At 59.8% G+C, this 26,677-nt stretch carries 30 protein-coding genes; 14 read left to right on the top strand and 16 right to left on the bottom strand.

The genetic code is table 11. The features are described from left to right. Window positions 1-5: 5 nt before the first annotated feature. Complete coding sequence (locus HBN61_RS01890; RefSeq protein ID WP_170046049.1) at window positions 6-2,189, bottom strand: patatin-like phospholipase family protein; 2,184 nt, start codon at window positions 2,187-2,189, stop codon at window positions 6-8. 72 nt (window positions 2,190-2,261) lie between these two features. Here HBN61_RS01890 and HBN61_RS01885 point away from each other — a divergent pair, with 72 nt between their 5' ends. Continuing rightward, window positions 2,262-2,549 carry an Rdx family protein gene (locus HBN61_RS01885; protein WP_170046048.1) on the top strand — a complete coding sequence of 96 codons (288 nt, stop codon included), beginning with the start codon at window positions 2,262-2,264 and terminating at the stop codon, window positions 2,547-2,549. Here the strand turns inward: HBN61_RS01885 and HBN61_RS01880 are convergent. From HBN61_RS01880 to HBN61_RS01870, 3 genes are all read right to left on the bottom strand, one after another. Beyond that, window positions 2,543-3,433 (bottom strand): DMT family transporter, encoded by an 891-nt coding sequence (locus tag HBN61_RS01880; RefSeq protein WP_094992323.1) that lies wholly within the window; start codon window positions 3,431-3,433, stop codon window positions 2,543-2,545. The two genes, HBN61_RS01885 and HBN61_RS01880, sit on opposite strands and share 7 nt — an antisense overlap. Window positions 3,434-3,510: 77 nt before the next feature. Beyond that, window positions 3,511-4,263 carry a helix-turn-helix transcriptional regulator gene (locus HBN61_RS01875; RefSeq protein ID WP_170046047.1) on the bottom strand — a complete coding sequence of 251 codons (753 nt, stop codon included), beginning with the start codon at window positions 4,261-4,263 and terminating at the stop codon, window positions 3,511-3,513. A 12-nt stretch (window positions 4,264-4,275) separates the two neighbouring features. Next, the gene (locus HBN61_RS01870; RefSeq protein ID WP_094992389.1) at window positions 4,276-5,730 is read right to left on the bottom strand and encodes a TrkH family potassium uptake protein; all 1,455 of its coding nucleotides are present in this window, start codon (window positions 5,728-5,730) and stop codon (window positions 4,276-4,278) included. 119 nt (window positions 5,731-5,849) lie between these two features. On the opposite strand from HBN61_RS01870, the gene HBN61_RS01865 reads away from it, so the two are divergent. Then, window positions 5,850-6,416 carry an NAD(P)H nitroreductase gene (locus tag HBN61_RS01865; RefSeq protein ID WP_169963551.1) on the top strand — a complete coding sequence of 189 codons (567 nt, stop codon included), beginning with the start codon at window positions 5,850-5,852 and terminating at the stop codon, window positions 6,414-6,416. A 39-nt stretch (window positions 6,417-6,455) separates the two neighbouring features. On the opposite strand, the gene HBN61_RS01860 is transcribed toward HBN61_RS01865, so the two are convergent. The 6 genes from HBN61_RS01860 to HBN61_RS01835 all read right to left on the bottom strand — a co-directional run bounded on the left by HBN61_RS01860 (window position 6,456) and on the right by HBN61_RS01835 (window position 10,535). Then, window positions 6,456-7,790: an ATP-binding protein gene (locus HBN61_RS01860; protein WP_170046046.1), complete on the bottom strand. Its 1,335-nt coding sequence runs from the start codon at window positions 7,788-7,790 to the stop codon at window positions 6,456-6,458. A 79-nt stretch (window positions 7,791-7,869) separates the two neighbouring features. After that, the gene (locus tag HBN61_RS01855; protein ID WP_094992319.1) at window positions 7,870-8,301 is read right to left on the bottom strand and encodes a Spy/CpxP family protein refolding chaperone; all 432 of its coding nucleotides are present in this window, start codon (window positions 8,299-8,301) and stop codon (window positions 7,870-7,872) included. 129 nt (window positions 8,302-8,430) lie between these two features. Continuing rightward, window positions 8,431-9,108 (bottom strand): response regulator transcription factor, encoded by a 678-nt coding sequence (locus HBN61_RS01850; RefSeq protein ID WP_094992318.1) that lies wholly within the window; start codon window positions 9,106-9,108, stop codon window positions 8,431-8,433. A 12-nt stretch (window positions 9,109-9,120) separates the two neighbouring features. Next, window positions 9,121-9,528: an SH3 domain-containing protein gene (locus HBN61_RS01845; RefSeq protein ID WP_170046045.1), complete on the bottom strand. Its 408-nt coding sequence runs from the start codon at window positions 9,526-9,528 to the stop codon at window positions 9,121-9,123. 109 nt (window positions 9,529-9,637) lie between these two features. Further along, window positions 9,638-9,937, bottom strand: a complete 300-nt coding sequence (locus HBN61_RS01840; protein ID WP_094992316.1) for a YciI family protein — start codon at window positions 9,935-9,937, stop codon at window positions 9,638-9,640. 1 nt (window position 9,938) lies between these two features. Then, window positions 9,939-10,535, bottom strand: coding sequence for a septation protein A (locus HBN61_RS01835; RefSeq protein ID WP_094992315.1), 597 nt, complete (start codon window positions 10,533-10,535; stop codon window positions 9,939-9,941). Window positions 10,536-10,619: 84 nt separating this feature from the next. On the opposite strand from HBN61_RS01835, the gene HBN61_RS01830 reads away from it, so the two are divergent. The 8 genes from HBN61_RS01830 to arfB all read left to right on the top strand — a co-directional run bounded on the left by HBN61_RS01830 (window position 10,620) and on the right by arfB (window position 18,066). Beyond that, window positions 10,620-11,483: a PHP domain-containing protein gene (locus tag HBN61_RS01830; protein WP_169963542.1), complete on the top strand. Its 864-nt coding sequence runs from the start codon at window positions 10,620-10,622 to the stop codon at window positions 11,481-11,483. Between the two features lie 13 nt (window positions 11,484-11,496). Further along, window positions 11,497-12,126, top strand: coding sequence for an L-threonylcarbamoyladenylate synthase (locus tag HBN61_RS01825; protein WP_170046044.1), 630 nt, complete (start codon window positions 11,497-11,499; stop codon window positions 12,124-12,126). Next, a complete protein-coding gene (locus tag HBN61_RS01820) occupies window positions 12,126-12,953 on the top strand; it encodes a segregation and condensation protein A (protein WP_094992312.1) in 828 nt (275 codons plus the stop codon). Before HBN61_RS01825 ends, HBN61_RS01820 begins: the two co-directional genes overlap by 1 nt. A gap of 12 nt (window positions 12,954-12,965) precedes the next feature. Continuing rightward, complete coding sequence (gene scpB, locus HBN61_RS01815; protein WP_170046043.1) at window positions 12,966-13,889, top strand: SMC-Scp complex subunit ScpB; 924 nt, start codon at window positions 12,966-12,968, stop codon at window positions 13,887-13,889. A 50-nt stretch (window positions 13,890-13,939) separates the two neighbouring features. Next, a complete protein-coding gene (locus tag HBN61_RS01810) occupies window positions 13,940-14,131 on the top strand; it encodes a DUF1289 domain-containing protein (RefSeq protein WP_094992310.1) in 192 nt (63 codons plus the stop codon). A gap of 144 nt (window positions 14,132-14,275) precedes the next feature. Beyond that, a complete protein-coding gene (rluB, locus tag HBN61_RS01805; RefSeq protein ID WP_169963536.1) occupies window positions 14,276-15,472 on the top strand; it encodes a 23S rRNA pseudouridine(2605) synthase RluB in 1,197 nt (398 codons plus the stop codon). Window positions 15,473-16,143: 671 nt separating this feature from the next. After that, window positions 16,144-17,562, top strand: a complete 1,419-nt coding sequence (locus HBN61_RS01800; RefSeq protein WP_094992308.1) for an amino acid permease — start codon at window positions 16,144-16,146, stop codon at window positions 17,560-17,562. A 90-nt stretch (window positions 17,563-17,652) separates the two neighbouring features. Further along, window positions 17,653-18,066: an alternative ribosome rescue aminoacyl-tRNA hydrolase ArfB gene (gene arfB / locus HBN61_RS01795; protein WP_094992307.1), complete on the top strand. Its 414-nt coding sequence runs from the start codon at window positions 17,653-17,655 to the stop codon at window positions 18,064-18,066. A gap of 10 nt (window positions 18,067-18,076) precedes the next feature. Here arfB and HBN61_RS01790 read toward each other — a convergent pair whose 3' ends face one another. The 6 genes from HBN61_RS01790 to phhA all read right to left on the bottom strand — a co-directional run bounded on the left by HBN61_RS01790 (window position 18,077) and on the right by phhA (window position 22,266). Beyond that, window positions 18,077-19,252, bottom strand: a complete 1,176-nt coding sequence (locus HBN61_RS01790) for an MFS transporter (RefSeq protein WP_170046042.1) — start codon at window positions 19,250-19,252, stop codon at window positions 18,077-18,079. A gap of 18 nt (window positions 19,253-19,270) precedes the next feature. Next, the gene (locus HBN61_RS01785) at window positions 19,271-19,447 is read right to left on the bottom strand and encodes a hypothetical protein (RefSeq protein WP_094992305.1); all 177 of its coding nucleotides are present in this window, start codon (window positions 19,445-19,447) and stop codon (window positions 19,271-19,273) included. An 89-nt stretch (window positions 19,448-19,536) separates the two neighbouring features. Beyond that, window positions 19,537-19,668, bottom strand: coding sequence for a hypothetical protein (locus HBN61_RS22550; RefSeq protein ID WP_262373482.1), 132 nt, complete (start codon window positions 19,666-19,668; stop codon window positions 19,537-19,539). A 195-nt stretch (window positions 19,669-19,863) separates the two neighbouring features. Beyond that, window positions 19,864-21,063, bottom strand: a complete 1,200-nt coding sequence (locus HBN61_RS01780) for an amino acid aminotransferase (RefSeq protein ID WP_170046041.1) — start codon at window positions 21,061-21,063, stop codon at window positions 19,864-19,866. Beyond that, window positions 21,060-21,416 (bottom strand): 4a-hydroxytetrahydrobiopterin dehydratase, encoded by a 357-nt coding sequence (locus HBN61_RS01775; RefSeq protein ID WP_094992303.1) that lies wholly within the window; start codon window positions 21,414-21,416, stop codon window positions 21,060-21,062. The genes HBN61_RS01780 and HBN61_RS01775 overlap by 4 nt, the downstream gene beginning before the upstream one ends. A gap of 58 nt (window positions 21,417-21,474) precedes the next feature. Beyond that, a complete protein-coding gene (phhA, locus tag HBN61_RS01770; protein WP_094992302.1) occupies window positions 21,475-22,266 on the bottom strand; it encodes a phenylalanine 4-monooxygenase in 792 nt (263 codons plus the stop codon). Window positions 22,267-22,539: 273 nt separating this feature from the next. Between phhA and HBN61_RS01765 the strand changes: the two genes are divergently transcribed. From HBN61_RS01765 to flgH, 4 genes are all read left to right on the top strand, one after another. Next, complete coding sequence (locus tag HBN61_RS01765) at window positions 22,540-24,102, top strand: sigma-54-dependent transcriptional regulator (RefSeq protein WP_094992301.1); 1,563 nt, start codon at window positions 22,540-22,542, stop codon at window positions 24,100-24,102. A 232-nt stretch (window positions 24,103-24,334) separates the two neighbouring features. Then, window positions 24,335-25,075: a flagellar basal body rod protein FlgF gene (locus HBN61_RS01760; protein WP_170046040.1), complete on the top strand. Its 741-nt coding sequence runs from the start codon at window positions 24,335-24,337 to the stop codon at window positions 25,073-25,075. Window positions 25,076-25,119: 44 nt separating this feature from the next. Continuing rightward, window positions 25,120-25,905, top strand: coding sequence for a flagellar basal-body rod protein FlgG (gene flgG, locus HBN61_RS01755; protein ID WP_047275985.1), 786 nt, complete (start codon window positions 25,120-25,122; stop codon window positions 25,903-25,905). 49 nt (window positions 25,906-25,954) lie between these two features. Next, a complete protein-coding gene (flgH, locus tag HBN61_RS01750; protein ID WP_094992300.1) occupies window positions 25,955-26,650 on the top strand; it encodes a flagellar basal body L-ring protein FlgH in 696 nt (231 codons plus the stop codon). Window positions 26,651-26,677 lie beyond the last annotated feature (27 nt).

The following is a 26,677-nucleotide window of genomic DNA, read 5'->3' as shown; positions in this document are numbered from 1 at the left end:
AGACGTCAGAACGTCTGTCCCAGATTCAAATACAACGCCTTCTGATCATCATCATTAAAGCCATAGCTGAAGTTGAGCGGGCCCAATGGTGTGTCGAACCCGATAAAGACGCTGGCGGCATTGATGTAACCGCTGTCGAATTCATTGTCGTTGTTCCAGGCGCGCCCGCGCTCCAGCGAGGCACCCGCATACAGCGGGAAATCAAACGGCAAGTAGGAGCGCGGCGTCAGGCGGCGGTAGTAGACGGCGCGCATCAGGCTGATGTTTTGCCCTGAGATGGCGTCCTGACGGAACCCGGACAGTTGCCGCGCACCGCCTAGCAGGAAGCTGGAGGTCACCACTTCGGCCTTGTCCAGTGTGCGTCCGTAGCGTCCACCCAGAATCCATGTGTTGGGACCGGCGCTCAGCGCTTTGTCCAGGTGGAATTCCCACTGGCGGTAACGATCGTCCGACCCAAGCGCCGGGTCGAACTGACGCACGCTTAAGCCAATGTCTTCGCCCTCATGGGGGAAGTACACGTTATCCAGCGAGTCGAATGAGTACTTAATGTCATAAAAGCCTTCGTTGAAGCTGGTGCTCGGCAGGTCGCGTTCGCCAATTCTCACGTCCGCTTTACCCCACGCTTCACCAACACCCAGACGAATCTCACCGCTATTGCCAATTTGACGGCCAAAGTTCAAGCCAAAACCGTAGCGCTCCAGCCGGTACTCGGCAATCGGGTCATTGTCGAGAATGGCTTCTACGTTCTGCGACTGTGCATGCAGGTAGGGCGCGACAAAATACCGCGAACCCGCATCGAGTGGCTGATAGAACTCGCTGTACAGCTCTTGCTGATCGCCGATCTGCACCCGCGTCAGCCATTCGGCGCCCAGGGTGTTGATGCCGTTGACCCGGTAACTGGCGCCGATGTTGAAGGCGCTGTCGCCTCGCATGTCGTCGGACAGGTTCAGCCCCAGGCGTAGGTAATCGGTGCCGCTGCGTTTGCCGCGTGCGCTGATGACCAGGGTCCGCTCATTGCCCTTGTGCACCACGCGGTATTGCACCTGTTCGAAATAATCCAGCCCGTACAACGTGCCCATGTCCCGCTGCAGGCGACCCAAGTCCAACGGCTCGCCCACGGGTTGGCGGATGTAATAGCGAATCACCGAGTCGCCGATTTTCGAGTCGTTTTCGATTTTGATGGCGGTGATGACCGGGGTGCGCTCTTCGGGAGAACGGGCGGCGTTGAGCTGTGCGTCAGACGGCTGACGCAACCCGCGCATGCGCGTGGCGAGGACTTGAGTGGCGCGGTAGCCAGCGTCAATGATGTCTTGCGAGCGGCCAAAGTCGGTCACGCCATAACTGGCCAGTGCGGGCTGGATCAGGATGTCGTCGGGCGTCAAGGAGGCCAACTGCACTTCGGAGTTGCTGCGGGTCATCAGCGTGATGGATTGATTCAGGATGTCGAATACCGTGTTGAGCTGCTTGCGGCCGCGCAATGGCGTGCCGATATCGACCACGATCACCAGGTCGACGCCCATTTCGCGGGCCACATCCACGGGGATGTTGTCGACCATGCCCCCGTCCACCAGCAACTGCCCGTTGATCTCGACCGGTGCGAACACAGCCGGAATCGACATGCTGGCGCGGATCACTTGCGGGAGGTGGCCTTTGCGAAAAACCACCTTCTCGCCATTGACGATGTCGGTGGCCACGGCGCGAAACGGGATCGGCAGCTTGTCGAAATCGCGGACATCACTGCTGTGTGCCAGCAGACTTTCGAGCAGCAATGACAGGTTTTGCCCCTGAATCACGCCGAGCGGCAGGCCCAGGCTGCCATCATCACGGAAGCTCAGTTTTTGCTTGACCAGAAAGTCGCGGTCATCCTGTTTACGTCGGAACGGGACGTCTTCGCGCGCCGGCGCGTCGGACAGCGCTTCTTGCCAATCGATGCCGAGTGCGAGTTTTTCCAGTTCGTCGATTTTGTACCCCGAGGCGTACAGCCCTCCGATCACTGCGCCCATGCTGGTGCCCGCGATCGCGTCAATGTGGATGCCTTGCTCTTCCAGCGCCTTGAGCACGCCCACGTGGGCCAGCCCGCGGGCAGCGCCGCCGGAGAGTACCAGCCCGATTTTCGGCTGCGTTTTTTCAGCGGCAAACAGCACCAATGGGCACAGGCAAAGCAGTAAACAACAAAGCAGGCGGCGCATCTTGAATCTCTGGGCAAGCGACAAAGGCGGCTATTATAGCGGCGCCTTTCTCTTCAAGAGCTTTCGAACATCATGTCAATGAACAAGCCGCACATCGTCATCACGTATTGCACTCAATGCCAATGGCTACTGCGCGCGGCGTGGCTGGCTCAGGAACTGCTCAGCACCTTCGCGGACGACCTTGGGCGTGTGGCGCTGGAGCCGGGCACTGGTGGTGTCTTTCGCATCACCTGTGACGACGTGCAGATCTGGGAGCGCAAAACCGACGGTGGCTTCCCGGAGGCCAAGGTACTCAAGCAGCGGGTGCGGGACCAGATTGACCCGCAACGCGACCTGGGGCACAACGACCGGGCTCAGTGAGCGGCGTCCGGCTTCACGTTGGCCGGGACGGGGCCACTGGCCATACGGCTGGAAACCACAATCGCGATGATGATCAGCGCGCCGCCCAGCAGCATGCGCAGGCTTGGGGTTTCGTGGAACAACAGCCACGCCAGTGTGATGCCATACACCGGCTCTAGCGCGAACACCACGGCCGCCGTGCGGGCCTTGATGACCGCGAGGCTGGCCACGAACAGGCTATGGGCGACGCCGGTGCAGAGCACGCCGAGCAGGCCGATCCACAGCCAGTCGAGCGGGCGTACGGTGCTCAGTTGCGGCGCGCCAAACGGCAGCAGACACACAGCGACCACTGCGTTTTGCCACATGGCCGCTTGCACGGCGGGGACGCGCCCGGCATTGGCGCGGTTGTTGAGTGACAACAATGAAAACGTCAGGCCTGAAGCGATGGCCCACAGCAGCCCTTCCGTGGCCTGACTCGCCAGGTCAAAACTGGGGGTGACCAGAATCAGCCCGACGCTGACCAGTACCACCAACACGATTTCGTTGAAGCGAATGCGCTCGCGAAAGATCAGCCCTTCGAGCAGCACGGTAAACGCCGGGAAGCTGGCAAAGCCCAAGGTGGCAATGGCGACCCCGGCGACCTTGACCGCGATAAAAAAACTCACCCAGTGCGCGGCCAGCAGCAATCCGCTGAGCAGCAGGTTGCGAGCGTCTTTTAACGTAATCGGGTGCCAGCGCGATTGCCGGGAAAGGCTGGCGAAGCAGGCGAGGGCGATGACGGCGAAACCGGCGCGGCCCAACACAATCACACTGGCCGACGCCGCCGCAAGTTTGCCGAACACGCCGGTGAGGCCAAACATCAACGCGCCGATATGCAAGGCGCCCAAGGCGGTACGCGGAGTCATTACAATCCTTAAGTCTTTTCAGGCTTGGCGTGCAGTCTAGGGGGTCGGGCGAGCCGTTGTCTGTCGCGAAACAGGGCTTAATTGTCGCCAGACTCGCGGCGCAATGCGCGAGGGGACGCGCCGAACTCGCGCAGCATGGCCGCGGCAAAAGCACTTTGTGAGTTGTAGCCGACGCGGCTGGCCACCTCACCCACTGCCAGCGAGGTCTGGCGCAGCAGGTACAACGCGTGACGCAAACGGCGCTGGCGAGCGTAGTCCATAGGCGTTTGCCCGCACTCGCTAAGAAAGCGGCTGTGTAAACGGGCGCAGGACAGACCTGCAACACGTGCCAGATCGGCCACTTGCAGCGGGTAAGCAGCGTTCTGATCGATGTAGGCATCGAGCGTGGCAAAAGGCAGGCGTTTACCCGGGGCAGGGCTGGAGGCGTTCAAACTGGCGAGCAACAGGATCGCCCCTTGCCGGGCGATCAACGGGTCTGCTACCGGGCTTGCGGCGAGCCACTGCACCAGTTGCTCTTGACGCGGGTCGAGGGTGTGTTGGGCTGCGGTGCCCAGCAAGCGTCGACAGGCCTCGGCGTGGGTGCCCAGCGTGTCGTCGAGCCATTGCTCGTCAGGCACATCCAGCACCAGGCATCGACTGCCCTGCGGGCTGTCGCAGGCATGGTGGGCACCGGCAGGGATCACCATGACGTGTTGCTGGCGCAACAGGCTGGCACGACCCTCGACTTCAAAATCAAGGGCGCCGGACACATTGATCACCATTTGCGCATGTTCATGAACGTGAGCAATCACGTCTTCATGGTAGTGGCGCAGGGAAAGAATGTGGCCCATTGAGACCTCCGGTCAGTGCCGCCAAAATGCCGGGATGCACAGCACGAACACGGTGATGATCTCCAACCGCCCGAGCAGCATGCCCAACGACAGGATCCACTTGGCCGCATCCGGCAGACTGGCGAAGTTGCCGGACGGGCCAATGATTTCGCCCAGCCCGGGACCCACGCCGGACACCGTACTGGCCGCGCCGGTCAACGCCGTCATCCAGTCCAGCCCCAGCAGCGACAGCGCCAGTGCAATCACGCAGATAGTGATGGCAAAGAAGAATGAAAACGTCAAAATCGAACGCACGATTTCTTCGTCGAGCCGATGGCCGTTGTATTTCTGTTTGATAACGGCGCGCGGGTGAATCAACTGATTAAGGTTGGCCTTGAGCAGGATGTACGCAACCTGAAAGCGGAAAATCTTGATCCCGCCCGCCGTCGAGCCGGAACAGCCGCCGATGAAGCCCAGGTAGAAAAACAGCATCAGTGAGAAGTTGCCCCACAAGCTGTAGTCGCCCAGCGCAAAACCGGTGGTGGTGACCACTGACGTTACGTTCAGCGCAACGTGGCGGAAGGCGTCCCACCAGGGCATGTCGGTGGTCCACCACAACCATGCGCTCAGTACCAGCCAGGTCACCAGCAGCAGGCCCAGCAAGCCTTGCACCTGCTGGTCCTTGATCAAGGCTTTGCGATGGCCGCGCAGGGTGGCGACGTAGAGCGTGAAGGGCATGCTGCCCATGATCATGACGCCGATGGCCACCCAGTGCACCGCCGGTTGCGACCATTTGGCCAGCGACTGGTCGGAGGTCGAGAACCCGCCGGTGGAAATGGCTGACATGGCATGGTTGATCGAATCGAACACGCTCATCCCGGCCCACCAGAATGCGAGGCTGCCGAGGATCGTAATACCGACGTAGGTCGCAACAATAAGGCGCGCAACCATGTGTGAGCGCGGCATGACTTTTTCGGAACGGTCAGAGGATTCGGTCTGGAACAGGCGCATGCCACCGATGCGCAGCAGCGGCAGGATCGCCACCGCCATGCCGATAAAGCCGATACCACCGAGCCAGTGCAGCATGGAGCGCCACATCAGTATGCCGGGGGACATGGTGTCCAGCCCGCTCAAGACAGTGGAGCCGGTGGCGGTGATGCCGGACATGCTTTCGAAAAACGAGTCGGTGTAACTGATGTGCTGGGTGAGCAAAAACGGCAGCGCAGCAAAGATGCACACGATGAGCCAGCTCGACACGGTCAGCAGGTACATGTCACGGGGGCGCAGGTGTACTTGCTCGGGGCGGCCCGGAAGCACCAGTGCCAGGCCGGCGATGAAGGTGATCAGGCTGGCCCACAGAAAGGACGGCAGATCGCCCATATGGTCGTAAATGACCAGGGTGAGCATGGGCACGGCCATGCTGATTGCCAACGTAATCAGGAAGATGCCGATTACAAAACCAATGATGCGTAGAGTCGGCAACGCCATGAAGTCAGCTCGGGCATGAAAGAGGGGCGCCATTCTACCTGTGGGCCCGGCTATGTAAACCGCCAGACATTGAGGAGATACCGTTAGAATAGCCGCACATTTTCTTCAGGAGGTGGCCAATGGAGGCTCTCGACGCTTTGCTCAATCGTGTTTCTGCCCCGCGTCTGGTTGAACCGGCGCCCACGGCCGAGCAACGTGAGGTACTGTTTGCGGCCGCCCTGCGCGCGCCGGATCACGGGCAATTGCGCCCATATCGGTTTTTGAGCATCGAAGGCGATGCGCGCAACCGTTTGGGTGAAGTCCTGGCGCAGGCCGTGCAGGCCCAGGGTGGCGAGGTGACGGAGGCTGCGTTGGACAAGGCGCGTGCCATGCCCCTGCGCGCACCGTTGGTGGTGGTGGTGATTGCGCGCTTGCAGGATCACGTCAAAGTGCCCAAAACCGAGCAGTTGATTACTGCTGGCTGTGCGGCGCACGCCATTGAACTGGCGGCTTATGCGCAAGGCGTTGGCGCTGTGTGGCGCACGGGCGAGTTGTCCCATGCACCGTTGGTCACGGCCGCTTTAGGGTTGCAAGAAGGCGAAGAAATCATCGCGTTCCTGTACCTCGGCACACCGCTCAAAGAAATGCGCGATGCGCCCAAGGTCGATACTGCTGAATTTGTACAGGTGTGGTCGGCGGCCAACTGATCGCAACCCGCCCGCGCTGACCGGCCGTGCGAGGCTGCTTTACAGGTTGCCGTCAGGTATCAACGGCAACTCCAGCGTGGCGATGAACCCGCCTTCGGGGTGGTTGGTCACGATCAGCCTTCCGCCATGCCGTTCAGCAGCGCGCCGGGCGATGGCCAGCCCAAGACCATGGCCTGCGGCTGTCTGGCCGGGCGCGCGAAAGAACGGCTCGCCCAATTGGGTCAGGTGCTCGGGCGCCACCCCCGGGCCGTGATCGCGCACGCTAACGTTGATGTGCTCGCCTTCACGATACGCCCGCAATTCAATCGGCTGGCCGGGCGGGTTGAAGCGCTGCGCGTTGCGCAGCAGGTTATCCACGGCACGCTCAATCATAGTGGGCCAGCCCGTCAGGCTCAGCCCCGGCTCGGCCTCCAGTTGAATCCTTTGCTCCGGTGCGCTTAGGGCCGCGTCTTTTTGCAGGTTATTGAGCAACGGGTTGAGGTCAACGTGCTCGGCGCTGGCCTGGTCGGCGTCTACGCGGGCCAGCGCCAGAATTTCACTGATCAAAGATTCCAGCCGGTCACATTCGCGGGTCAGGCGCGGCCATAGCTTTTCGCGTTCTTCGGGGCCTGCGCGTTCAGCCAGCGCTAATGCGATGCGCAGACGCGCCAAGGGTGAGCGCAACTCGTGGGACACGTCGCGCAGCAGTTGACGCTGGCTGCTGATCAAGCTTTGCAGGCGCGCGCCCATACGGTTGAAGTCGGTGGCCAGGACACCAAACTCGTCGCGCCGCGAGGCCAGCCGCGCCAGGCTGTTCTGCTGGTAGGTGGTTTGTCCCAGGTCATGCACGGCCACGCGCAAGCGGCTGAGCGGGCGGGTGATTGACAAGGTCACCAGCAAGCTGAAGAGGGTCAGCACCACCAGCGCTATGCCCAGCGCACTCAGTGGCCAGATCAGGCTTTGACGGTGCCAGGCGTCCAGTTCTGGGTGCGGGATGCGGTAGATCAGCAGGTACGTGTCGGCTGTTTGCGGGCTGGTGTACTCGACGGTCAGGCGGCGCCATGGCAACGGGTCTTCGCCCGGATGCTGGCGGGCCTCCCAGGCAGCCGCCCGGCGTGGGAAGGTGCCGCGCACCACAGGGTCGCCGCTTTCGTTGAGCACCTGCACATCAATGTGATAACGGCGCTTGCGCCGCTCAAGGAATTCCTGGGCTGCGTCTGCGCCCTGGGTTTCATAGCGCTGGGTCCATTCTTGCGCCAGATTCGAGATGCCGGGGTGGCGGCTCAGAATCCACGCGTCCTGGTTGAGCATGTGCCCCAGCAAGAGTGACAGCCCGGCGACCAAGGCTATCGCCAGCCAAAAGCTGGCCAGAATGCGCCAAAACAGTGATCGCACGGTAGGTCCTCATCATGACGTGAGTGAAACGCGCAAAGCCCAACGGCTGGGAGGCCGTTGGGCTTGGCATGTGCGCGGATTATTGCGCTTTTTGAGTTTGCTGTGCTTTCCAGTCTTTGAACTCTTTCCATTCAGCTTTACGTTCGGCGCGCTGCTTTTGCATTTCGTCGAAGCGCTTTTGCTGTTCAGGCTTGAGCAGGGCACGAATGTCCTTCTGGGTTTTTTCGTGCTTGGCTGCGATTTCGTCTTTCAGCGCTTTTTGATCAGCGGCTGGCAGTTTTTCCAGGTACTTGTCGACCAACTGTTTGCGTTCGTGCATTTGCTCGCCCATCAGCTTGCCGATTTGCTGGCGCTGTTCGCGGGTCAAGTCCAGTTGGCTGTAAGGTGCGTCGCCGCGACCATGGTGTTCACTGCCGTGACGTGGACCCATTGGGCCTTCGCTACCCGGCATGGCCATTGCGACGGTTGGCAGAGCTGCAGCAAACATCAAAGCAATAAGCGTCTTACGCATGGTGTGTCTCCTTTTAGTACGTTCCGGTGAATCCGGATGCGCTCAGTTTAGGGACATCAAGGTCAAGCGCTGTCAGCCAAGCGTAAAGCTTGAGTAAAGAGGGGTTTGCCTCGGGTTTACACACGCGCATCAAGCGCTATAGAAATACCCGCGGCTGCGCAGTGCCACAATGCGCGGGCGACCGTCCGGATGAGGGCCGATCTTCTTGCGCAGGTTGCTGACATGCATGTCCAGGCTGCGGTCATACAATGTCAGTTTGCGGCCCAGCGCCAGTTGCGCCAGTTCCTGCTTGTCAAGCGGCTCGCCCGGTTGGCGCAGCAGCGCTTCGAGGATGCGGCTTTCGGAGACAGTGAGGGTGATGTCATGTTGATTGAGGGTGACCACGCCGCGCATGGGGCTGAAGCACAGGTCGCCCAGCTCCATCTGGCTTGACGCGGGCGCCGGGTGGCTGCGTCGCAGCACGGCACGCAGGCGCGCGGTCAGCTCCCGCGGGTCGCAAGGCTTGGCCAGGTAATCATCGGCCCCCAGCTCCAGCCCCAGAATGCGGTCCAGCGGCTCGCCCCGGGCCGAGAGCATCAGCACCGGCAGCTCCGGGTGGTCGTTACGCAATTGCTTAAGCAGTTCCAGGCCGCTGCCGTCGGGCAGCATCACATCCAGAACTACGGCGTCGGGGCTTGATTCGCTCAATGCCTTGCGTGCGCTCAAACCATCGTGGCAAGCGCGCACATGAAAGCCTTCCTGGCTCAGCCAGCTGGTCAGGAGTTCACACAACTCCTGGTCATCATCTATCAGTAACAGGTCGCTCATGACTCACTCTATTTATAGCCATTGCCGACGCTGTTTACGTCCGCCGCCGGCGAAGATACCGCAGAGTAGGGCCAATAGGGCAACTGCGCCACCAATCACAAACCACTGTTGTGAATCAGTCAGCAGGTTAAAACCCGGGCTGGAACCGTTTTTTTCGAGCTGCTGCTTGAGTTGCTGGTTTTCCTTGCGCAGTTGTGCGAGCTGGCTGCTTTCGCGCGTGGTGTCGGCGTTTTTCAGGGCCTGAGTCAGTTCACCGCGCAGGCGTTCACTGTCGGCCAGGCGCTGCTGCAAGTCAGTGATGCGCGCACCGGCGCTCAATGAAAGCGGCACGGAAGTATCGGGGGCGGGAGCGTCTTCAGCATGGGCGAGATGGCCCAGCGATAACATGATCAACAGCACACACAGCAAACCTTGGCGCATCGCAACTCCTCATTCCTGGCGGGATTCGGAGAGGTTGTCGGCCGCTGATCGGAAAGAATGAGGCCAACAGCGCAGCGAACCGCAGGTGCGGTCACGCTGCGCCGTGGGCTCAGGGCAGAACTTGCTTGAACGGCTTGACGGTCACGTGGGCATACACGCCGGCAGCCACGTACGGATCGGCGTCGGCCCATGCTTGCGCAGCGCTGAGCGAGTCGAACTCCGCGACAATCAGGCTGCCGCTGAAACCGGCCGGGCCCGGGTCATTGCTGTCGATGGCCGGGTGCGGACCAGCCAGGACCACTCGGCCTTCCTGTTTGAGTTGCTGCAAGCGCTCAAGGTGCGCCGGGCGTGCGGCCAGACGTGCTTCAAGCGAGTTGTCGACATCAGTGGCAATGATTGCGTAGAGCATGTCAATCCTCGGTTTTGGAGGTTGGAGTGTCGGAATCATGCAGGTGGCGCGACAGGTAAATGCCCTGGCCCACCAGGAACAGCACGGTCATGCCGAGGCTGCCGAAGACTTTGAAGTCGACCCAGATGCTCTGGAAAGTGAACGCCACAAACAGGTTGGCGGCACCGCAGAACACAAAAAAGGCGATCCACGCCAGGTTCAGGCGTGTCCACACGGCATCCGGCAGGCTCAGGGCGTGGCCCATGACGCGTTTGATCAGCAGTGTGTTACCGATAAAGTGGCTACCGGCAAACACCAGCGCAAACAGCCAGTTCACCACCGGGGCTTTCCACTTGAGGAAGGTCTCGCTGTGGAACGCAAGCGTCAGGCTGCCGAATACCAGGCAGGCAATCAGCGTCAGCCATTGGCTTTTTTCAAGTTTGCGTTGTTTGAAAAACAGAATGCCGTACACCACCAATGAGCTGATGATCAGCATGGCGGTCGCGCTGAAAATGCCCCCGAAGGTCAGGCTATGGCCTGCAATGTCGACGGCGCGTGGCTCGATTTTGTAGACGATGAAAAACAGTAGCAGCGGGATGAAGTCGATGAATTGTTTCACAGTGGCAGCCAGAAGCAGGATGTGGCGGCATAATAACAAACATCAATGACAGCGAAAGCGTCAGCTAGAGGTTATTAAATCCCCGTGGAAATTGACTTGCATTGCCATAGCACAGCGTCGGACGGCGCGTTGGCGCCTGCGGTTCTGGTGGCGCGTGCGTTCGAGAAAGGTGTGCGAGTCCTGGCCCTGACCGATCACGACACACTTGAGGGCCTTGATGAGGCTCGCACAGCGGCTCAGGCGCTGAACATGCAACTGGTGAACGGCGTTGAATTGTCCTGTACCTGGGGCGGCGCCACGATTCATATATTGGGTTACGGTTTTGACGTTCAGGCCCCGGCGTTGGTCCAGGCCATTGCGGCGTTGCATGATGGTCGCTGGCTAAGGGCCGAAGAAATCAGCCGCAAGCTTGCCCTTAAAGGCATGCCCGGCGCACTCGAAGGCGCGCGGGCCATTCAGGCTGCGCTGGGTGACAGCGGTAACGCCCCGGCGCGTCCACATTTCGCTGATTTTCTGGTCGAGGCCGGCTACGTCAAGGACCGCGCCGAAGCGTTTCGCAAATGGCTGGGTGCCGGCAAGCTGGGCGACGTCAAGCAGCATTGGCCGACGCTGGAAGAGACCGTGGGCACCCTGCGTGCAGCAGGGGCCTGGGTCAGCCTGGCGCATCCTTCGCATTACGATTTCACTCGCAGCAAGCGTCGGCGCCTGATTGGCGACTATATTCAAGCGGGAGGTCACGCAATCGAGGTGGTCAATGGCTATCAACCCGCCGATCAAGTGGGCAGCCTAGCGATTCTGGCCCGTGAGTTCGGTTTGCTGGTGACTGCCGGCAGCGATTTTCATGGCCCGGGAGGATGGTCCGAGATCGGCGAATACCGCCCGCTACCGGACGACCTGCCGCCTCTGTGGTCTCGTTTCAAATTGGACCCGTCCACAGCCAACGTCTGAACAGGTACACAACGTGAGTCAATTTTTCCAGATTCATCCGGAGAATCCTCAGCCGCGTCTGATCAAACAGGCGGTCGAGATCATTAAAAAAGGCGGTGTGGTGATTTACCCCACCGATTCGTCCTACGCTGTCGGTTGCCAAATGGGCAACAAGGATGCGATTGATCGCATCAAACGCCTGCGTAATCTGGACGACAAACACAACTTCACTTTGATGTGCCGCGACCTGTCGCAACTGGGCCTGTTCGCCAAGGTCGATACCGGCACGTTCCGGTTGCTTAAGGTTCATACGCCGGGCCCGTATACGTTCATTCTCAACGCCACCCGTGAAGTGCCGCGCCTGCTGTTGCATCCCAAGCGCCGTACCATCGGCATGCGCGTGCCCAGCCATCCGCTGGCCTTGGCCCTGCTGGCTGAACTGGGCGAGCCGCTGATGAGTGTCACGCTGATCATGCCGGGTGAAACCGAGCCGATGGAAGATCCCTACGAGATCCGCGACAGGCTGGAAAAACAGGTCGACCTGATCATTGATGGCGGTTTCGGTGGGCACAAAGCCAGTACCGTAATCAGCCTGGTGGATGACGAACCGCAGGTGGTACGGGTGGGTTGCGGTGATCCCACGCCCTTTATGGTCGAGGCCTGATGTCTGACGTTGAAGTGATTGAACCTGTAGACCCGCAAGCCGATGCGCAGCAAGAGTTGCCGTTCGCCATGGTCTACGGCCAGGCCGTCATTGAAATGCCGCAAGACCTGTACATCCCCCCGGATGCGCTGGAGGTGTTTCTCGACGCGTTCGAAGGCCCGCTTGACTTGCTGCTGTACCTGATCCGCAAACAGAATATCGACATCCTCGACATCCCGGTGGCGGAAATCACTCGCCAGTACATGGGGTATGTCGAGCTGATGAAGACCGTGCGTCTGGAGTTGGCCGCCGAATACTTGGTGATGGCGGCCATGCTGGCCGAAATCAAATCGCGCATGCTGTTACCGCGTTCAGCCGAGGTTGAAGAAGACGAGGGCGACCCACGTGCCGAACTGATTCGCCGCTTGCAGCAGTACGAGCGTTTTAAAGCTGCGGCGCAAGGCATTGACGAGCTTGAGCGGGTAGGGCGTGACGTGTTTGTGCCCAAACTGGATGCCCCCGAAGCCCGGGCGCGCAAGCTGGTGCCGGACGTGGCCCTTGAAGAGTTGTTGATGTCGATGGCCGAGGTGCTGCGGCGTACCGACATGTTTGAAAGCCATCAGGTCAGCCGCGAAGCCCTGTCCACCCGCGAGCGCATGAGCGATGTGCTGGAACGCCTGAAAGGCGGTGGCTTTGTGCCATTTGTCGAACTGTTTACGGCACAAGAAGGGCGTTTGGGTGTGGTGGTGACGTTTATGGCCATCCTTGAGCTGGTCAAGGAATCCTTGATCGAGTTGGTGCAAAACGAGCCCTACGCGGCGATCCATGTGCGGGCGCGAGCCGAATAAAGAGCTGAAACCATGAATTTGACTGATCCCCGCGAGCTGGCCCTGTTGCTGGAGGCGTTTCTGTTGGCCTCGGGCAAGCCGCAAAGCCTTGAGCGTTTGTTCGAGCTGTTTGAGGAGGGCGAGCGTCCGGAGCCGCCCGTGTTTAAAAAAGCGTTGGAGCTGCTGCGAAAATCCTGCCAGGGCCGCTCTTTTGAGCTTAAAGAGGTAGCGTCCGGCTACCGCCTGCAAATCCGCGACACGTTTTCGCCGTGGGTCGGGCGTTTGTGGGAAGAGCGCCCGCAGCGCTATTCCCGGGCGATGCTTGAAACCATGGCGCTGATCGCTTACCGACAGCCCATCACCCGTGGCGAGATCGAAGATGTGCGGGGCGTGGCGGTCAATAGCCACATCGTCAAAACCTTGCTGGAGCGTGAGTGGATTCGCGTCGTGGGCTATCGCGAAGTGCCGGGCCGTCCTGCGATGTTTGCCACCACCAAGGCATTTCTCGATCACTTCAACCTGAAAAACCTTGACGACCTGCCGCCACTGGCTGAATTGCGCGAACTGGAGCCCGACCCGATTCTCGATTTCGACGATGCGCCTGTGCCCGAGCACATTCAGGCGTTGGCGGATGCCAGCGCCGAGCCTGAAGAGCCGAAAGACGAAACCAGCTTCCGCACCCTGTTGACGGAACTGGATTCCATGGAAGAAGGTCTGAAAATCGACTTTGACGACTTGCTGCGTGACGACTTGGCCAAAGAGGCGGTTGCGCCTGAAATGGCGGTTGAACCTGAAGTCGAACCCGCGCTGCAACCAAGTGATGCAGAGCAGGCACGTAGCCAGTTGCTGGCGGCGGTGGCGGCGCTGGAGTTACAGCCCGGAATGAGCGACGAAGACGCCGAAGCGCGGGCATTGGCCGAAGCCATCGAGCAGGAGCGTCTTGAACGCGAAGAGTGATCCGGCCGACCGCGCATTCTCAGCGACCCCACGTAACGGGAGCACAGGTGATGAGTTCAACCAAAGATCCCTGCATCAGCGTCTGCAAGTTCTCCGATGACGTCTGTATCGGGTGCGGGCGCACCAAGCGTGAAATCAAGGCCTGGAAGAAACTCGACAAAGACGAAAAGCGTGGGGTGCTGGCGCAAGCTGACCTGCGTTTGCTTGCGCTTGGCGCCACCGGCCGGCGGAAAAAGAAATAGACCGGGCAGAACACGCCCGGCCTTTGATGCGAAATGCGCAAGATCAGCGTATGATTCGCGACCCTTCGGCGCGCAGTCGCGTGCCAGGGCCTATTTTTAACACTTCAGGCGCCCGCCTGAATTGACACACCGGGAGGTGCCCAGATGAGTGATTTAACCCCTAAAGACGACCAGGAAATTGGCCCAGCAGGCGAGAAGCTGCAAAAGGTCCTCGCCCGTATTGGCGTCGGTTCGCGTCGCGACGTAGAGGCCTGGATCAGCCAGGGCCGGATCAAGGTCAATGGCAAGGATGCAACGCTGGGTTTGCGCGTTGACCTGCATGACGCCATTTCCATCGATGGCAAAGTGATCAAGCGCGAAGAGGCTGCCGAATCGGTGCGCCGCGTGATCATGTACAACAAGCCCGATGGCGAAATCTGCACCCGTGACGACCCTGAAGGCCGTCCAACCGTGTTCGACAAATTGCCGCGTCCGAAAGAAGGCCGCTGGATCAATATCGGTCGTCTCGACATCAACACTACCGGTTTGCTGATGTTCACCACTGACGGTGAGCTGGCCAACCGCCTGATGCACCCTTCCTACGAAATGGACCGTGAATACGCGGTACGTGTGCGTGGTGAAGTGGATGACGAGATGATCGAGCGCCTCAAGGCGGGCGTGGTGCTGGAAGACGGCCCTGCGCGCTTTACCGACATCAAACAGGCACCGGGTGGCGAAGGGTTCAACCACTGGTATCACTGCGTGGTGATGGAAGGCCGTAACCGCGAAGTGCGTCGTCTGTGGGAATCCCAAGGGTTGGTGGTCAGCCGCCTGAAACGCGTGCGTTTCGGCCCGGTGTTCCTCAACTCTGACCTGCCGATGGGTCGCTGGCGTGAAATGAGTCAGTACGAGGTGGACATCCTCAGTGCTGAAGTCGGTCTCACACCGGTTGCCATGCCTGAGATGAATGCCAAGAGCAAAGACAAGCTTGAGCGTATGCAGCGCAAGTCGTCGCGTCCTGTGGCCCGTGCCGACCGTGTTGCCCGCACCTTGCGCCCTGCCAACGGTGAGCCTGCTGCCCCGCGTCCAGCGCGCCAGCCGCACATCGAAGGTGAGCGCCCGGGTCGTCCGGCCCGTGATGAGGCTGCGCGTCCTGCGCGCAAGCCAGCCGGCCGCACTGATCGCGTGCCTGCGGGCCGCGGTGCGCCGGTTGCCGAGCGCCCGAGCGACGTCAACAAGCGTCCTGCCAAGCCGTCTCGCCAGGGTCCAAAACTGGTTGACGATGCGCCGTCAGGCAAGCGTCGTGGCGCCCCGGCCGGTTCGGGTCAGCGTCCTGGCTTCGGTCGTCGCAAGCCGCAATAAGCGTTTAACGCCGTTCAAGAAACGCCAGCCTTCGGGCTGGCGTTTTTTTTTGGGGTTTCAAAAACCCGATCCGCACAATGGCGCTGCCAGCTGACTGAGTGTTTGGTTTATTCATTCAAAATCAATGAATTAGACCTGCGGCAATCGGTCGCTCAGTGCCACGGGGCGTTTACAGTGGAAATATTTCTTTACGAGTCGTCAAGTAAACGTGACGTTTTGTGCCGTTTATCAAGCGTTCGCGCGAAATGATCACTTTGTGTATAGGAAATGTTCCGCGTTTTACAGATTTGTGACGTTTGAGGACTCATCTGCGGCTTGTTTCGTATTGCAAGCGGCGGTGTGATGGGATCTTGCCTTCGAGCAGGTGTACAATGCGCGGCGTTTTACCTGTGACTCAATTGCGTACCCGCGCATTTTGCGCCGCTCAGCGATGTGCTGACTGGCCAAAACCTCGAGGCAAACCCGCCTTGTAAACTCCGCGATGCCATAAGCATTGCGGGTCCGATTCCGTCACAGATAAAAACAAACAGGTGACGCATGACTCGTGAAACAACCTTGGATTCCTGGCGCCTGCGCTGGGGTTTGATTTGTGTTGTAGACCCTTCGATCACTGCCGGTGCTCAAGCGAAAACGCACTGAATGACATCAAACCTTGTGTGGGACCCTTTTCAATGAGTGGACAAACCTCGCATTCGGGCGAGCTTAAACGCGGCCTGAAAAATCGTCATATCCAACTGATTGCCCTGGGTGGCGCGATTGGTACAGGCCTGTTCCTCGGCTCGGCCGGTGTGCTGAAATCGGCCGGCCCGTCGATGATTCTGGGCTATGCGATCTGCGGCTTTATTGCCTTCATGATCATGCGCCAGTTGGGCGAAATGATTGTCGAAGAGCCGGTTGCCGGCTCTTTCAGCCACTTTGCACACAAATACTGGGGCGGTTTCGCTGGCTTCATGTCGGGCTGGAACTGCTGGGTGCTGTACATCCTGGTAGGTATGTCAGAGCTGACCGCGGTCGGTAAGTACGTGCACTACTGGTGGCCCGAGATCCCGACCTGGGCCTCGGCGGCGGCTTTTTTCGTGCTGATTAACGTCATCAACCTGACCAACGTCAAAGTCTTTGGCGAGGCTGAATTCTGGTTCGCCATCATCAAGGTCGTGGCCATTGTCGGCATGATTGCTCTGGGCAGCTATTTGCTGGTCAGTGGCAGCGGCGGCCCGCAAGCGTCGGTCAGCAACCTGTGGGAACACGGCGGGTTTTTCCCTAATGGCATGACCGGCCTGGTGATGGCCATGGCGTTCATCATGTTCTCTTTCGGTGGGCTCGAAATGCTCGGTTTCACCGCCGCTGAAGCCGACAAGCCGCGCACCGTGATCCCGAAAGCGATCAATCAGGTGATCTACCGCATCCTGATTTTCTACATCGGCGCCCTGGTAGTGCTGTTGTCCCTGACGCCATGGGATTCGCTGCTTGAAACCCTGAACGCCGGTGGCGACAGCTACAGCAGCAGCCCGTTCGTGCAAGTGTTCTCGATGCTGGGCAGCAACACTGCGGCACACATCCTCAACTTTGTGGTCTTGACCGCTGCATTGTCGGTGTACAACAGCGGCACGTACTGCAACAGCCGCATGCTGTTGGGTATGGCTCAACAAGGTGACGCACCGAAAGTGCTGTCCAAAATCGACAAGCGCGGCGTGCCGGTAAACTCGATTCTGGCCTCGGCTGCCGTGACCGTCATTGCGGTGCTGCTCAACTACCTGATGCCTCACGATGCACTGGAACTGCTGATGTCGCTGGTGGTAGCTACCTTGGTCATCAACTGGGCGATGATAAGCTTTTCCCACGTCAAGTTCCGCCAGCACATGAACAAAACGGCACAAACCCCGTTGTTCAAGGCCTTGTGGTACCCCTACGGCAACTATGTGTGCCTGGCGTTTGTGGCGTTCATTCTGGTCATCATGCTGATGATCCCGGGCATCCGCGTGTCGGTTTACGCGATCCCGGTGTGGGTGATCTTCATGTGGGTCTGCTACCTGATCAAGAGCAAGCGCGAGGTGCACGCCTCGGCAGCGGCTTACAGTTCAGCCAAATAAGCTGAGCGGTTCGTCATGACAAACCCGGCCATTGCGCCGGGTTTGTCGTTTGTGGGGTATCCTGCAGGCCCTGATAAAGGACCCTTTTTAATGCTGGTCATCTCCAACAACGTCCACATCCCTGACGCCGAGATCGAACTCACGGCCATTCGCGCCCAGGGTGCGGGCGGGCAGAACGTCAACAAAGTTTCAAGCGCCATGCACCTGCGCTTCGACATTCCCAACTCGTCCTTGCCGCCGTTTTACAAGGAGCGGTTGCTGGCGCTGCGTGACAGTCGGATTACCAGTGAGGGCGTGCTCATCATCAAGGCGCAGCAATACCGTACCCAGGAGCAAAACCGCGCCGATGCCCTTGAACGCTTGCTTGAGCTGATCGTCAGTGCAACCAAGGTGGAGAAAAAACGTCGTCCGACCAAGCCGACGTTGGGGTCTAAAACCCGTCGGCTGGAGTCCAAGAGCAAGCGCGGCACGATCAAGGCCGGGCGCGGCAAAGTGGATTTCTAGGCGTCGCTGGTTAGCGGTTGCGTGCCTGTCGGTACAGATACAGGCTCAGCATCAGCCCGCTGAACGCGGCCAGTGCGGCGAACAGGAAGATCGACGCAAAGCCGAAACCGGCTGCCACGGCGCCCACCAGCGGGCCAGTAATGCCCAGTGACAAGTCAATGAACAGCGAATACGCCCCAACGGCCGCGCCCCGGCTGGAAGCGGGCACCAGGTTCACCGCCTCGACCCCCAAGGCCGGGAACACCAGCGAAAAGCCAAACCCGCTCAATGCCGCACCGGCCAATGCCAGTTGCGGGTTTGGCGCCAGCCATAACAGCAGCAAGCCCACGGTTTCGACGCTCAGGCAGGCGATCGCTACCCGGAAGCCGCCAAGGCGATTGATCATGTTGCCAAACAGCAGCCGCGCCCCGATAAAGCTGGCGCCAAACAGGCTCAGGCACAGGACGGCGTTTTCCCAGTTGCGGGTTGCGTAGTACAGGGTGATAAACGTGGCGATGGTGCCAAAACCGATGGAGCCCAGTGCCAGCCCGGTGCCATGGGGCAGCACCCGGCCCAGCACATGCAGGAACGGCAGGCGTACGCCACTGACAATCGGCGCGGCCAGCTTTGGCCATGCCAGCAGCAGGCCCAGGGCGGCCAAGGCGATGATGCTTGCGCCCATGCTCCACATGCCCCAATGGTTGACCATCATTACCCCCAGCGGCGCGCCGATGGCGATTGCGCCGTAGCTGGCGATACCGTTCCAGGAAATGACCTTGGCCGTGTTCTGTGCACCGACGCGACCGATGCCCCAGCCGATCGAACCCGAGCCTACCAGGCTTTCGGCGCTGCCCAATACCAGTCGGCCGAGCAGCAGGCTGATGAGGCTCAATGCAGGCATGGCCGACAACCCGCTGGACACCAGCATGAAGACGCCGCTCAGCCCGCACCCGGCCAGGCCATACATCACTGCGCGTTTGCTGCCCAGGTTGTCGATGATGCGGCTGGCATAAGGGCGGCTGAGCAAGGTGGCCAAATACTGCACGCTGATCACCAGCCCGGCGATGACCGTGCCGTAGCCCAAATGGTTGTGCACGTAGCCGGGCAGAACGGCCAGCGGGATGCCGATATTCAAATAGCCAATGAAGGTAAACAGAACGATGGACACCACTTGCAGGGTGATCGCCAGTGGACGTTGTTCGGTCATGGGGCAGGTCCTGCGGGGTTAGAGCGGTGCAACCAGTCGGGTTGCGATCAGGGCGGCCAGTGCGTTTTCTTGCGTGCCGAAACGCTGGAGCAGGGTGGCTTGTTTTTCCGGGGTAAGACGGTCCCACAGCTCGATCATTTGCTCGGCTGTGCCGATCAGTACGCTGGCCTGTGTGTCGTCGAAAGAGTCAGTCACGCTGTTGTCCGGGGGAATAGAGAAGAGGGGCGATTGTGTCAGGCGGTATGAAAAGCTGAAAGCTTTTCGCACCGCCTGAGTGCGAACCGTCAGTCTTCGCTGTCGGCCTTGAGGCTTTCAGGCGCCTCGTCCAGTGCGGTTTTTTCGCCGCTGGTGTGTTGCGGGGTTGGCTGCTGAGTTTCATGCAGGCTTGGGAAGGGGAGGTTTGGGATTTCGTGCATCGTCGCGCTCCTCGCAAGGTGTGTTTTTAAATCGCCGGGTAACTCCGCGCTTTTAAAAAGCTAGGGCAGGATACATGACCGGGTGTGACAATTTGTCTTTTTTTATATCTGGCGGGGGATGGTGGCGAACGTTTCATGTAGCGGTTGTCGTGTTGCTGCCGGAGCGAATGTGCCCGCTCCGGCAGATTCAACGCGTCAGTGCGTGCAGACCTGTGCGATGGCTTTAGCCAGCAGGTTCAGGCGTGTGCCGTCGACCCCGGCCATGTTGGCGCGTCCAGAACCGACCATGTACACGCTGTGCTTGTCGCGCAGCAATTGCACTTGATCGGCGCTCAAACCAGTGTAGGAAAACATCCCGCGCTGTTGAGTGATATGAGCAAAATGCTCGGCCAGGCCAAAGGGCGTCAGTGCCTCCACCAGACCGCTGCGCAATTGCGCGATCCGGCTGCGCATGGCTTCTACTTCAGCGGCCCACAGGGTTTTAAGTTGCTCGTCACCCAGGATGGTCGCCACCACCGCAGCGCCATGGTCCGGCGGGTTGGACCACAGGTTGCGCGCCAGGTAGGCCAGTTGACTGCGGATGTCCGTCAGTTTCTCGGCGTCACTGGCGCACACGATCAAGGCACCCACACGTTCGCGGTACAGGCCGAAGTTTTTCGAGCAGGAGCTTGTGATCAGCAGTTCAGGCAGTTCACGGGCAAACAGGCGCGTGGACCACGCGTCTTGCTCAAGGCCATCACCGAAGCCCTGATAGGCGAAATCGATCAGCGGCAACAGCTCGCGACGCTTCACCACGTCCAGTACCTGATGCCAGTCGTCTTGCGACAGATCGAAGCCGGTCGGGTTGTGGCAGCAGGCGTGCAACAGCACCACGTCACCTTTGGGTGCCTGTTCCAGCGCCGCCAGCATCGCGGCCACGCTTAGCGTGTTGTCACTGCCCACATACGGGTAGTGGCTGATCTTCAACCCGGCGGCGGCAAAAATGGTTTCGTGGATCGGCCAGGTCGGGTCGCTTAACCAGATACCACGCCCCGGCAAGCATTGAGCAATAAAGTCGGCACTCAAGCGCAAGGCACCGGTGCCACCCGGGGTTTGGGTGGCGCCGGCGCGTTTGGCGCTCAACAGTGGCGAATCGGCACCCAGCACCAGTTCGCTGATCAACTGGCCAAAACGGCTGTCGCCATGCCCGCCGATGTAGGTTTTGGTCTGCTGCTGGTCCACCAGGCGCTGTTCGGCCTGTTTGACCGATTTCAAAATCGGCGTCAGCCCGTTGGCATCCTTGTACACGCCCACGCCCAAATCGAACTTGTTCGGGTTGGTGTCCTGATTGTAGGCGTCCATCAGGCCCAGAATCGGGTCCCCCGGTACCCGGCCAATGGCCGCGAAGTGCTTCATTTGCGGCCTTCGGCGGTTTTAGCCACTTCGTCAGTGCGCGCGGCCATGATGAAGTCGTTACGGTGCAAGCCCTTGATGGAGTGGCTCCACCAGGTCACGGTCACTTTGCCCCACTCAGTCAGCAGGCCCGGGTGATGGCCTTCCGCTTCGGAAATTTCACCGACGGCGTTGGTGAATGCCAGGGCGAATTTGAAGTTTTTGAACAGAAAGACCTTTTCCAGTTGCATCACGCCGTCGCGAACTTCGATGTTCCAGTCCGGGATCTGTTTGATCAGTACCGGCAGTTCTTCGTCGCTGACCTGTGGAGCATCGGCGCGGCAGGCTTCGCAGTGGGCTTGGTTCAGTGCGTTCATGGTGTGTTCCTGAAGTCAGTTTTTCTTATGTGTGCAAAAAAGTAAGCAAAGGGGCGGATCACGCCGCCTTGGGTTTAGGCGGAAACTTGGGCGCATGCAGGCCCAGCGCCATGCCTTTTTCAACCAGCCCCATGATGTCTTCATGGGCGAGGTCGAACAGTCGCTTCAAGTCCGGCAAGACAAAATACAGCGGCTGCAAAATGTCGATGCGGTAAGGCGTGCGCATCGCCTCCAGCGGGTCGAAGGCCTGATGTTCCGGTTCTGAGGACAGGCTGTAAACCGTTTCTTTTGGCGATGAAAGAATCCCGCCGCCATAGATGCGTTTGCCCTCAGGCGTATCCACCAGCCCGAACTCAATGGTCATCCAGTACAGGCGGGCCAAATACACGCGCTGTTCCTTGGTGGCTTGCAAACCCAGCTTGCCGTAGGTGTGGGTGAACTCTGCAAACCAGGGGTTGGTCAGCAGTGGGCAGTGGCCGAAAATCTCGTGAAAAATGTCAGGCTCTTGCAGGTAATCCAGCTCTTCAGGCGTGCGAATAAATGTCGCGACCGGAAACTGCTTATTGGCCAGCAATTCGAAGAAGGTTTGAAACGGGATCAGCGCCGGGACGCGTGCGACCTGCCACCCCGTGGTTTCACCCAGGACTTTGTTGATCTCGCTCAACTGCGGAATGCGGTCGTGGGGCAAGCCCAGTTTGTCGATGCCTTGCATGTACTCAGGGCAGGCACGGCCTTCAAGCAACTTCAACTGGCGGGTGATCAGCGTGTTCCACACCCCGTGCTCGGCAGGTGTGTAGTCGATAAAGCCATCGGCATCAGGCTCGCGGGCGACGTATTTCGTTTGCTTCATGGGGCTCTCCGCAAGGAAATCGTTTTTATTATTCGGTGTGTGGCGATGACCTAGTGATACCCCAAAAGACCCGAGAGTGGTGCTGGCGAAAAGCCGTTAATGCTGGGATGATGCACGGCATTCGTAAACTATTCGTTACGAGTTGGGTTCCGGGCAGAGCTTCTTATGCCAATCGAACGTCAAACTGTCACAAAAACGTGACGTTGAAATCGCCGGTAGCGCACAAACGCACTGCTGCCTGGACCCTTCGCCCACCTATTCGAGCCTGCCGCCATGCGCATCAAAGTTCACTGCCAAAACCGGATTGGCATCCTGCGTGACATCCTCAACCTGTTGGTAGCCTACGGTATCAACGTCAAGCGCGGTGAAGTGGGCGGCGACCAGGGCAATGCGATCTACTTGTATTGCCCGAACCTGATTAACCTGCAGTTTCAGGCGCTGCGCCCCAAGTTCGAGACCATCGCCGGTGTCTTTGGCGTCAAGCGCGTAGGGCTGATGCCCAGCGAGCGTCGGCACATGGAGCTCAATGCATTGCTCGGCGCGCTGGAGTTTCCGGTCTTGTCCATCGACATGGGCGGCTCCATTGTGGCGGCCAACCGCGCTGCGGCTCAGTTGCTCGGGGTACGCGTGGATGAGGTGCCCGGCATCGCGCTGTCGCGCTACGCCGAAGATTTCGACCTGCCGGAGCTGGTGCGCGCCAACAAGTCGCGGATCAACGGGTTGCGGGTCAAGATCAAGGGGCACGTCTTTCTGGCGGATATTGCGCCCCTGCAATTGGAAAGCGATGACAGCGAGGCCATGGCCGGCGCCGTCCTGACCCTGCACCGCGCCGACCGCGTGGGCGAGCAGATTTACAACGTGCGCAAACAAGAGCTGCGCGGCTTTGACAGTATTTTCCAGAGTTCCAAAGTGATGGCCGCGGTGGTGCGTGAGGCGCGGCGCATGGCGCCTCTGGATGCCCCTCTATTAATAGAAGGCGAAACCGGTACGGGCAAAGAGCTACTGGCGCGCGCCTGCCATCTCGCCAGCCCGCGCGGGCAGTCGCCGTTGATGGCACTCAACTGCGCCGGATTGCCGGAGTCCATGGCCGAAACCGAGCTGTTCGGTTACGGCCCCGGGGCTTTTGAGGGGGCACGGGCCGAAGGCAAGCTCGGGCTGTTGGAGCTGACCGCAGGCGGTACGTTGTTTCTCGATGGTGTGGGCGAAATGAGCCCGCGGTTGCAGGTCAAACTCCTGCGTTTCTTGCAGGATGGTTGCTTCCGTCGGGTGGGCAGTGATGAAGAGGTCTACCTCGATGTGCGGGTGATGTGCGCCACCCAAGTGGATTTGTCGGAACTGTGCGCAAAAGGTGAATTTCGTCAGGACCTTTATCACCGCCTGAACGTGCTGTCGCTGCACATCCCGCCTTTGCGCGAATGCCTGGACGGGCTTGAGCCGCTGGTCGAGCATTTTCTGGATCAGGCCAGCCGTCAGATTGGCTGCGCGTTGCCGCGCCTGGCGCCCGCTGCGATGGACCGCCTGCGTCATTACCACTGGCCGGGCAATGTGCGCCAATTGGAAAACGTACTGTTTCAGGCCGTGTCTTTGTGTGATGGCGGCGTGGTCAAGGCTGAGCACATTCGCTTGCCGGATTACGGGGTGCGTCAGCCGCTGGGCGAGTTTTCGATGGAGGGCGGGTTGGATCAGATTGTCGGCCGTTTCGAGAAAACGGTGTTGGAACGTCTGTATTCCGAACATCCCAGTAGCCGTTTGCTCGGCAAGCGGCTGGGTGTTTCGCACACCACCATCGCCAATAAACTGCGCGAATACGACATCCTCAAACCCGGCAAAGACTGAGCCAGGCGTGTAATCGCTGCACCGGCACGGTGTCGCATGGGCGACGCCTTGCCGCAAACGGCACCCTTGCGCCGTTTTTACGTCTTATCGTCCTCTTCACTTTCCTGTCGTTTACCTCCTGGCCCAATCAAACCGGGCTTTTTCGCCGTCAAAAAAAAGTTGGTGCGCAAATTGCTTAGAGCTCTGCAGTACAGCGGTGGGCGGCAAGCGTCCGTCAGGCAGAGGAAAGACTGTGGACAAGTACCTTTATGTGGCAATGACCGGCGCCAGCCAGAACGCACTGGCGCAGAAGGCGCATGCCAACAATCTGGCGAACATCTCAACCAACGGTTTTCAACGTGACCTTGAACAGGCGCGTTCGATGCCGGTGTTCGGCGACAGCTTTCCGGCGCGTGCCTTTGCACTGTCGGAACGCCCGGCCACGGACTTCACACCCGGCGCACTGGTAGAAACCGGGCGTGACCTGGACGTGGCGGTGCAGGGCAATGGCTGGCTGGCCGTGCAAGCGCCTGACGGCAGCGAAGCCTACGTGCGCACGACGAGCATGAACGTCGATGCCCTGGGCATTTTGCGGGCCGGCAACGGCATGCCGATCATGGGCAATGGCGGGCCGATTGCCGTACCGCCGCAGCAACAGATCGAAGTCGGGGAAGATGGCACCATCAGCATCCGCGCCATGGGCGAAGGCCCGCGGGTGATGGCTGAAGTCGACCGGATCAAGATGGTGCAGCCCGACCTGAAGAACATGACCAAGGGCCTCGACGGTTTGATCCACACCAAAGACGGTCAGCCAGCGGTGGCGGATGCCAACGTGCGTGTGGTGTCGGGCTTTCTGGAAGCCAGCAACGTCAACGCGGTGGATGAAATGACCTCGGTGCTGGCGCTGGCCAAGCAGTTCGAGCTGCACATCAAGATGATGAACACCGCCAAAGAAGACGATCAGGCCATGACGCGCGTCCTGTCCATCAGCTAATTATTTAACGCGGCGCCGAAAAACCGGCGCGCGAGGAGAACTGCATGCTTCCGGCACTCTGGGTTGCTAAAACAGGTTTGGCTGCACAAGACACCAACCTGACCACTATTTCCAACAACTTGGCCAACGTATCGACCACGGGCTTCAAGCGTGATCGGGCCGAGTTCCAGGACTTGCTTTACCAGATCAAACGCCAGCCCGGCGCGCAATCGACCCAGGACAGCGAGTTGCCTTCGGGCCTGCAAGTGGGGACGGGTGTGCGCATCGTGGGCACGCAGAAGAACTTTCAGGCCGGTAGCCTGCAAACCACCGAGCAGCCGCTCGACCTGGCCATCAACGGCCGTGGTTTTTTCCAGATCATGCAGCCGGACGGCACCACGTCCTACACCCGTGACGGTACTTTCCATCTCGATTCCAACGGCCAGATCGTGACGGCCAATGGTTTTGCGCTGGAGCCGGCGATTGTGGTTCCGCCTGACGCGCAGACCTTCACCGTGGGCCAGGACGGCACCGTGTCGGTGACCATCGCCGGCAACCCGGCCGCGCAAGTGATCGGTAACCTGCAAACCGCCGACTTCATCAACCCGGCCGGCTTGCAGGCTCAGGGCGGCAACCTGTTCCTGGAAACCGCTTCCAGCGGTGCGCCGCAAATCGGTACACCGGGCCTGAACGGTTTCGGTCTGACCATGCAAAGCATGCTTGAGACGTCCAACGTCAGCACCGTGGAAGAAATGGTCAACATGATCACCACGCAGCGCGCCTACGAGATGAACTCCAAAGTCATCTCTACCGCCGACCAAATGCTGTCGTTCGTTACGCAAAATCTGTAATCACGTAGACAAGGCGGCCTGACGGTCGCCTGCACGCGCGGGAGAGGTCATGAAACGCTTGTTTTCTGTTCTGGCATTGGGCGGTATCACCTTGCTGGCCGGCTGTGTCAGCCCACCACCACGGGCGAACGATCCGTACTATGCGCCAGTGTTGCCGCGCACGCCGTTACCGGCGGCGGCCAATAATGGCTCGATCTACCAGGCAGGCTTTGAACAGAACCTGTACAGCGACCGCAAGGCGTTCCGGGTCGGTGACATCATCACCATCACCCTGAACGAGAAAACGCAGGCGAGCAAAAACGCCAACTCGCAGATCGGCAAGAACAGCAACACCAGTATCGGCCTGACCTCGTTGTTCGGCAGTGGCCTGACCACCAACAACCCGCTGGGCAGTGGTGACCTGAGCCTGAACGCCGGGTACAGCGGCAGCCGCGCCAGCAAGGGCGACAGCAAGGCCGGGCAGGGTAACAGCCTGACCGGTTCGATTACGGTGACGGTGGCTGACGTCTTGCCCAACGGCATCATCGCGGTACGCGGCGAGAAGTGGATGACCCTCAATACCGGGGACGAGCTGGTGCGTATTGCCGGTCTGGTGCGTGCCGATGACATCGCCACCGACAACACGGTGTCGTCGACCCGTGTGGCCGATGCGCGCATCACTTACTCGGGCACCGGCTCGTTTGCCGATGCGAGTCAGCCGGGCTGGTTCGACCGTTTCTTCCTGAGCCCGCTGTTCCCGTTCTAAGCGAACCTTTTATCAGTGTTTTTATTC

Origin of the sequence: Pseudomonas sp. WS 5071, assembly GCF_012985765.1 — a bacterium.
In the GTDB taxonomy this organism is placed as follows: domain Bacteria; phylum Pseudomonadota; class Gammaproteobacteria; order Pseudomonadales; family Pseudomonadaceae; genus Aquipseudomonas; species Aquipseudomonas lundensis_A.
Note: the sequence above shows the minus strand (reverse complement) of the source record. Positions and strands in the feature narration are given on the sequence as shown.

Bases quoted from the DNA above. Each gene is read 5' to 3' on its own strand.
- HBN61_RS01890 (WP_170046049.1), bottom strand. From the start codon at position 2,189: ATGCGCCGCCTGCTTTGTTGTTTACTGCTTTGCCTGTGCCCATTGGTG.
- HBN61_RS01885 (WP_170046048.1), top strand. From the start codon at position 2,262: ATGTCAATGAACAAGCCGCACATCGTCATCACGTATTGCACTCAATGC.
- HBN61_RS01880 (WP_094992323.1), bottom strand. From the start codon at position 3,433: ATGACTCCGCGTACCGCCTTGGGCGCCTTGCATATCGGCGCGTTGATG.
- HBN61_RS01875 (WP_170046047.1), bottom strand. From the start codon at position 4,263: ATGGGCCACATTCTTTCCCTGCGCCACTACCATGAAGACGTGATTGCT.
- HBN61_RS01870 (WP_094992389.1), bottom strand. From the start codon at position 5,730: ATGGCGTTGCCGACTCTACGCATCATTGGTTTTGTAATCGGCATCTTC.
- HBN61_RS01865 (WP_169963551.1), top strand. From the start codon at position 5,850: ATGGAGGCTCTCGACGCTTTGCTCAATCGTGTTTCTGCCCCGCGTCTG.
- HBN61_RS01855 (WP_094992319.1), bottom strand. From the start codon at position 8,301: ATGCGTAAGACGCTTATTGCTTTGATGTTTGCTGCAGCTCTGCCAACC.
- HBN61_RS01850 (WP_094992318.1), bottom strand. From the start codon at position 9,108: ATGAGCGACCTGTTACTGATAGATGATGACCAGGAGTTGTGTGAACTC.
- HBN61_RS01845 (WP_170046045.1), bottom strand. From the start codon at position 9,528: ATGCGCCAAGGTTTGCTGTGTGTGCTGTTGATCATGTTATCGCTGGGC.
- HBN61_RS01840 (WP_094992316.1), bottom strand. From the start codon at position 9,937: ATGCTCTACGCAATCATTGCCACTGATGTCGACAACTCGCTTGAAGCA.
- HBN61_RS01820 (WP_094992312.1), top strand. From the start codon at position 12,126: ATGTCTGACGTTGAAGTGATTGAACCTGTAGACCCGCAAGCCGATGCG.
- scpB (WP_170046043.1), top strand. From the start codon at position 12,966: ATGAATTTGACTGATCCCCGCGAGCTGGCCCTGTTGCTGGAGGCGTTT.
- HBN61_RS01810 (WP_094992310.1), top strand. From the start codon at position 13,940: ATGAGTTCAACCAAAGATCCCTGCATCAGCGTCTGCAAGTTCTCCGAT.
- rluB (WP_169963536.1), top strand. From the start codon at position 14,276: ATGAGTGATTTAACCCCTAAAGACGACCAGGAAATTGGCCCAGCAGGC.
- HBN61_RS01800 (WP_094992308.1), top strand. From the start codon at position 16,144: ATGAGTGGACAAACCTCGCATTCGGGCGAGCTTAAACGCGGCCTGAAA.
- arfB (WP_094992307.1), top strand. From the start codon at position 17,653: ATGCTGGTCATCTCCAACAACGTCCACATCCCTGACGCCGAGATCGAA.
- HBN61_RS01790 (WP_170046042.1), bottom strand. From the start codon at position 19,252: ATGACCGAACAACGTCCACTGGCGATCACCCTGCAAGTGGTGTCCATC.
- HBN61_RS22550 (WP_262373482.1), bottom strand. From the start codon at position 19,668: ATGCACGAAATCCCAAACCTCCCCTTCCCAAGCCTGCATGAAACTCAG.
- HBN61_RS01780 (WP_170046041.1), bottom strand. From the start codon at position 21,063: ATGAAGCACTTCGCGGCCATTGGCCGGGTACCGGGGGACCCGATTCTG.
- HBN61_RS01775 (WP_094992303.1), bottom strand. From the start codon at position 21,416: ATGAACGCACTGAACCAAGCCCACTGCGAAGCCTGCCGCGCCGATGCT.
- phhA (WP_094992302.1), bottom strand. From the start codon at position 22,266: ATGAAGCAAACGAAATACGTCGCCCGCGAGCCTGATGCCGATGGCTTT.
- HBN61_RS01765 (WP_094992301.1), top strand. From the start codon at position 22,540: ATGCGCATCAAAGTTCACTGCCAAAACCGGATTGGCATCCTGCGTGAC.
- flgG (WP_047275985.1), top strand. From the start codon at position 25,120: ATGCTTCCGGCACTCTGGGTTGCTAAAACAGGTTTGGCTGCACAAGAC.
- flgH (WP_094992300.1), top strand. From the start codon at position 25,955: ATGAAACGCTTGTTTTCTGTTCTGGCATTGGGCGGTATCACCTTGCTG.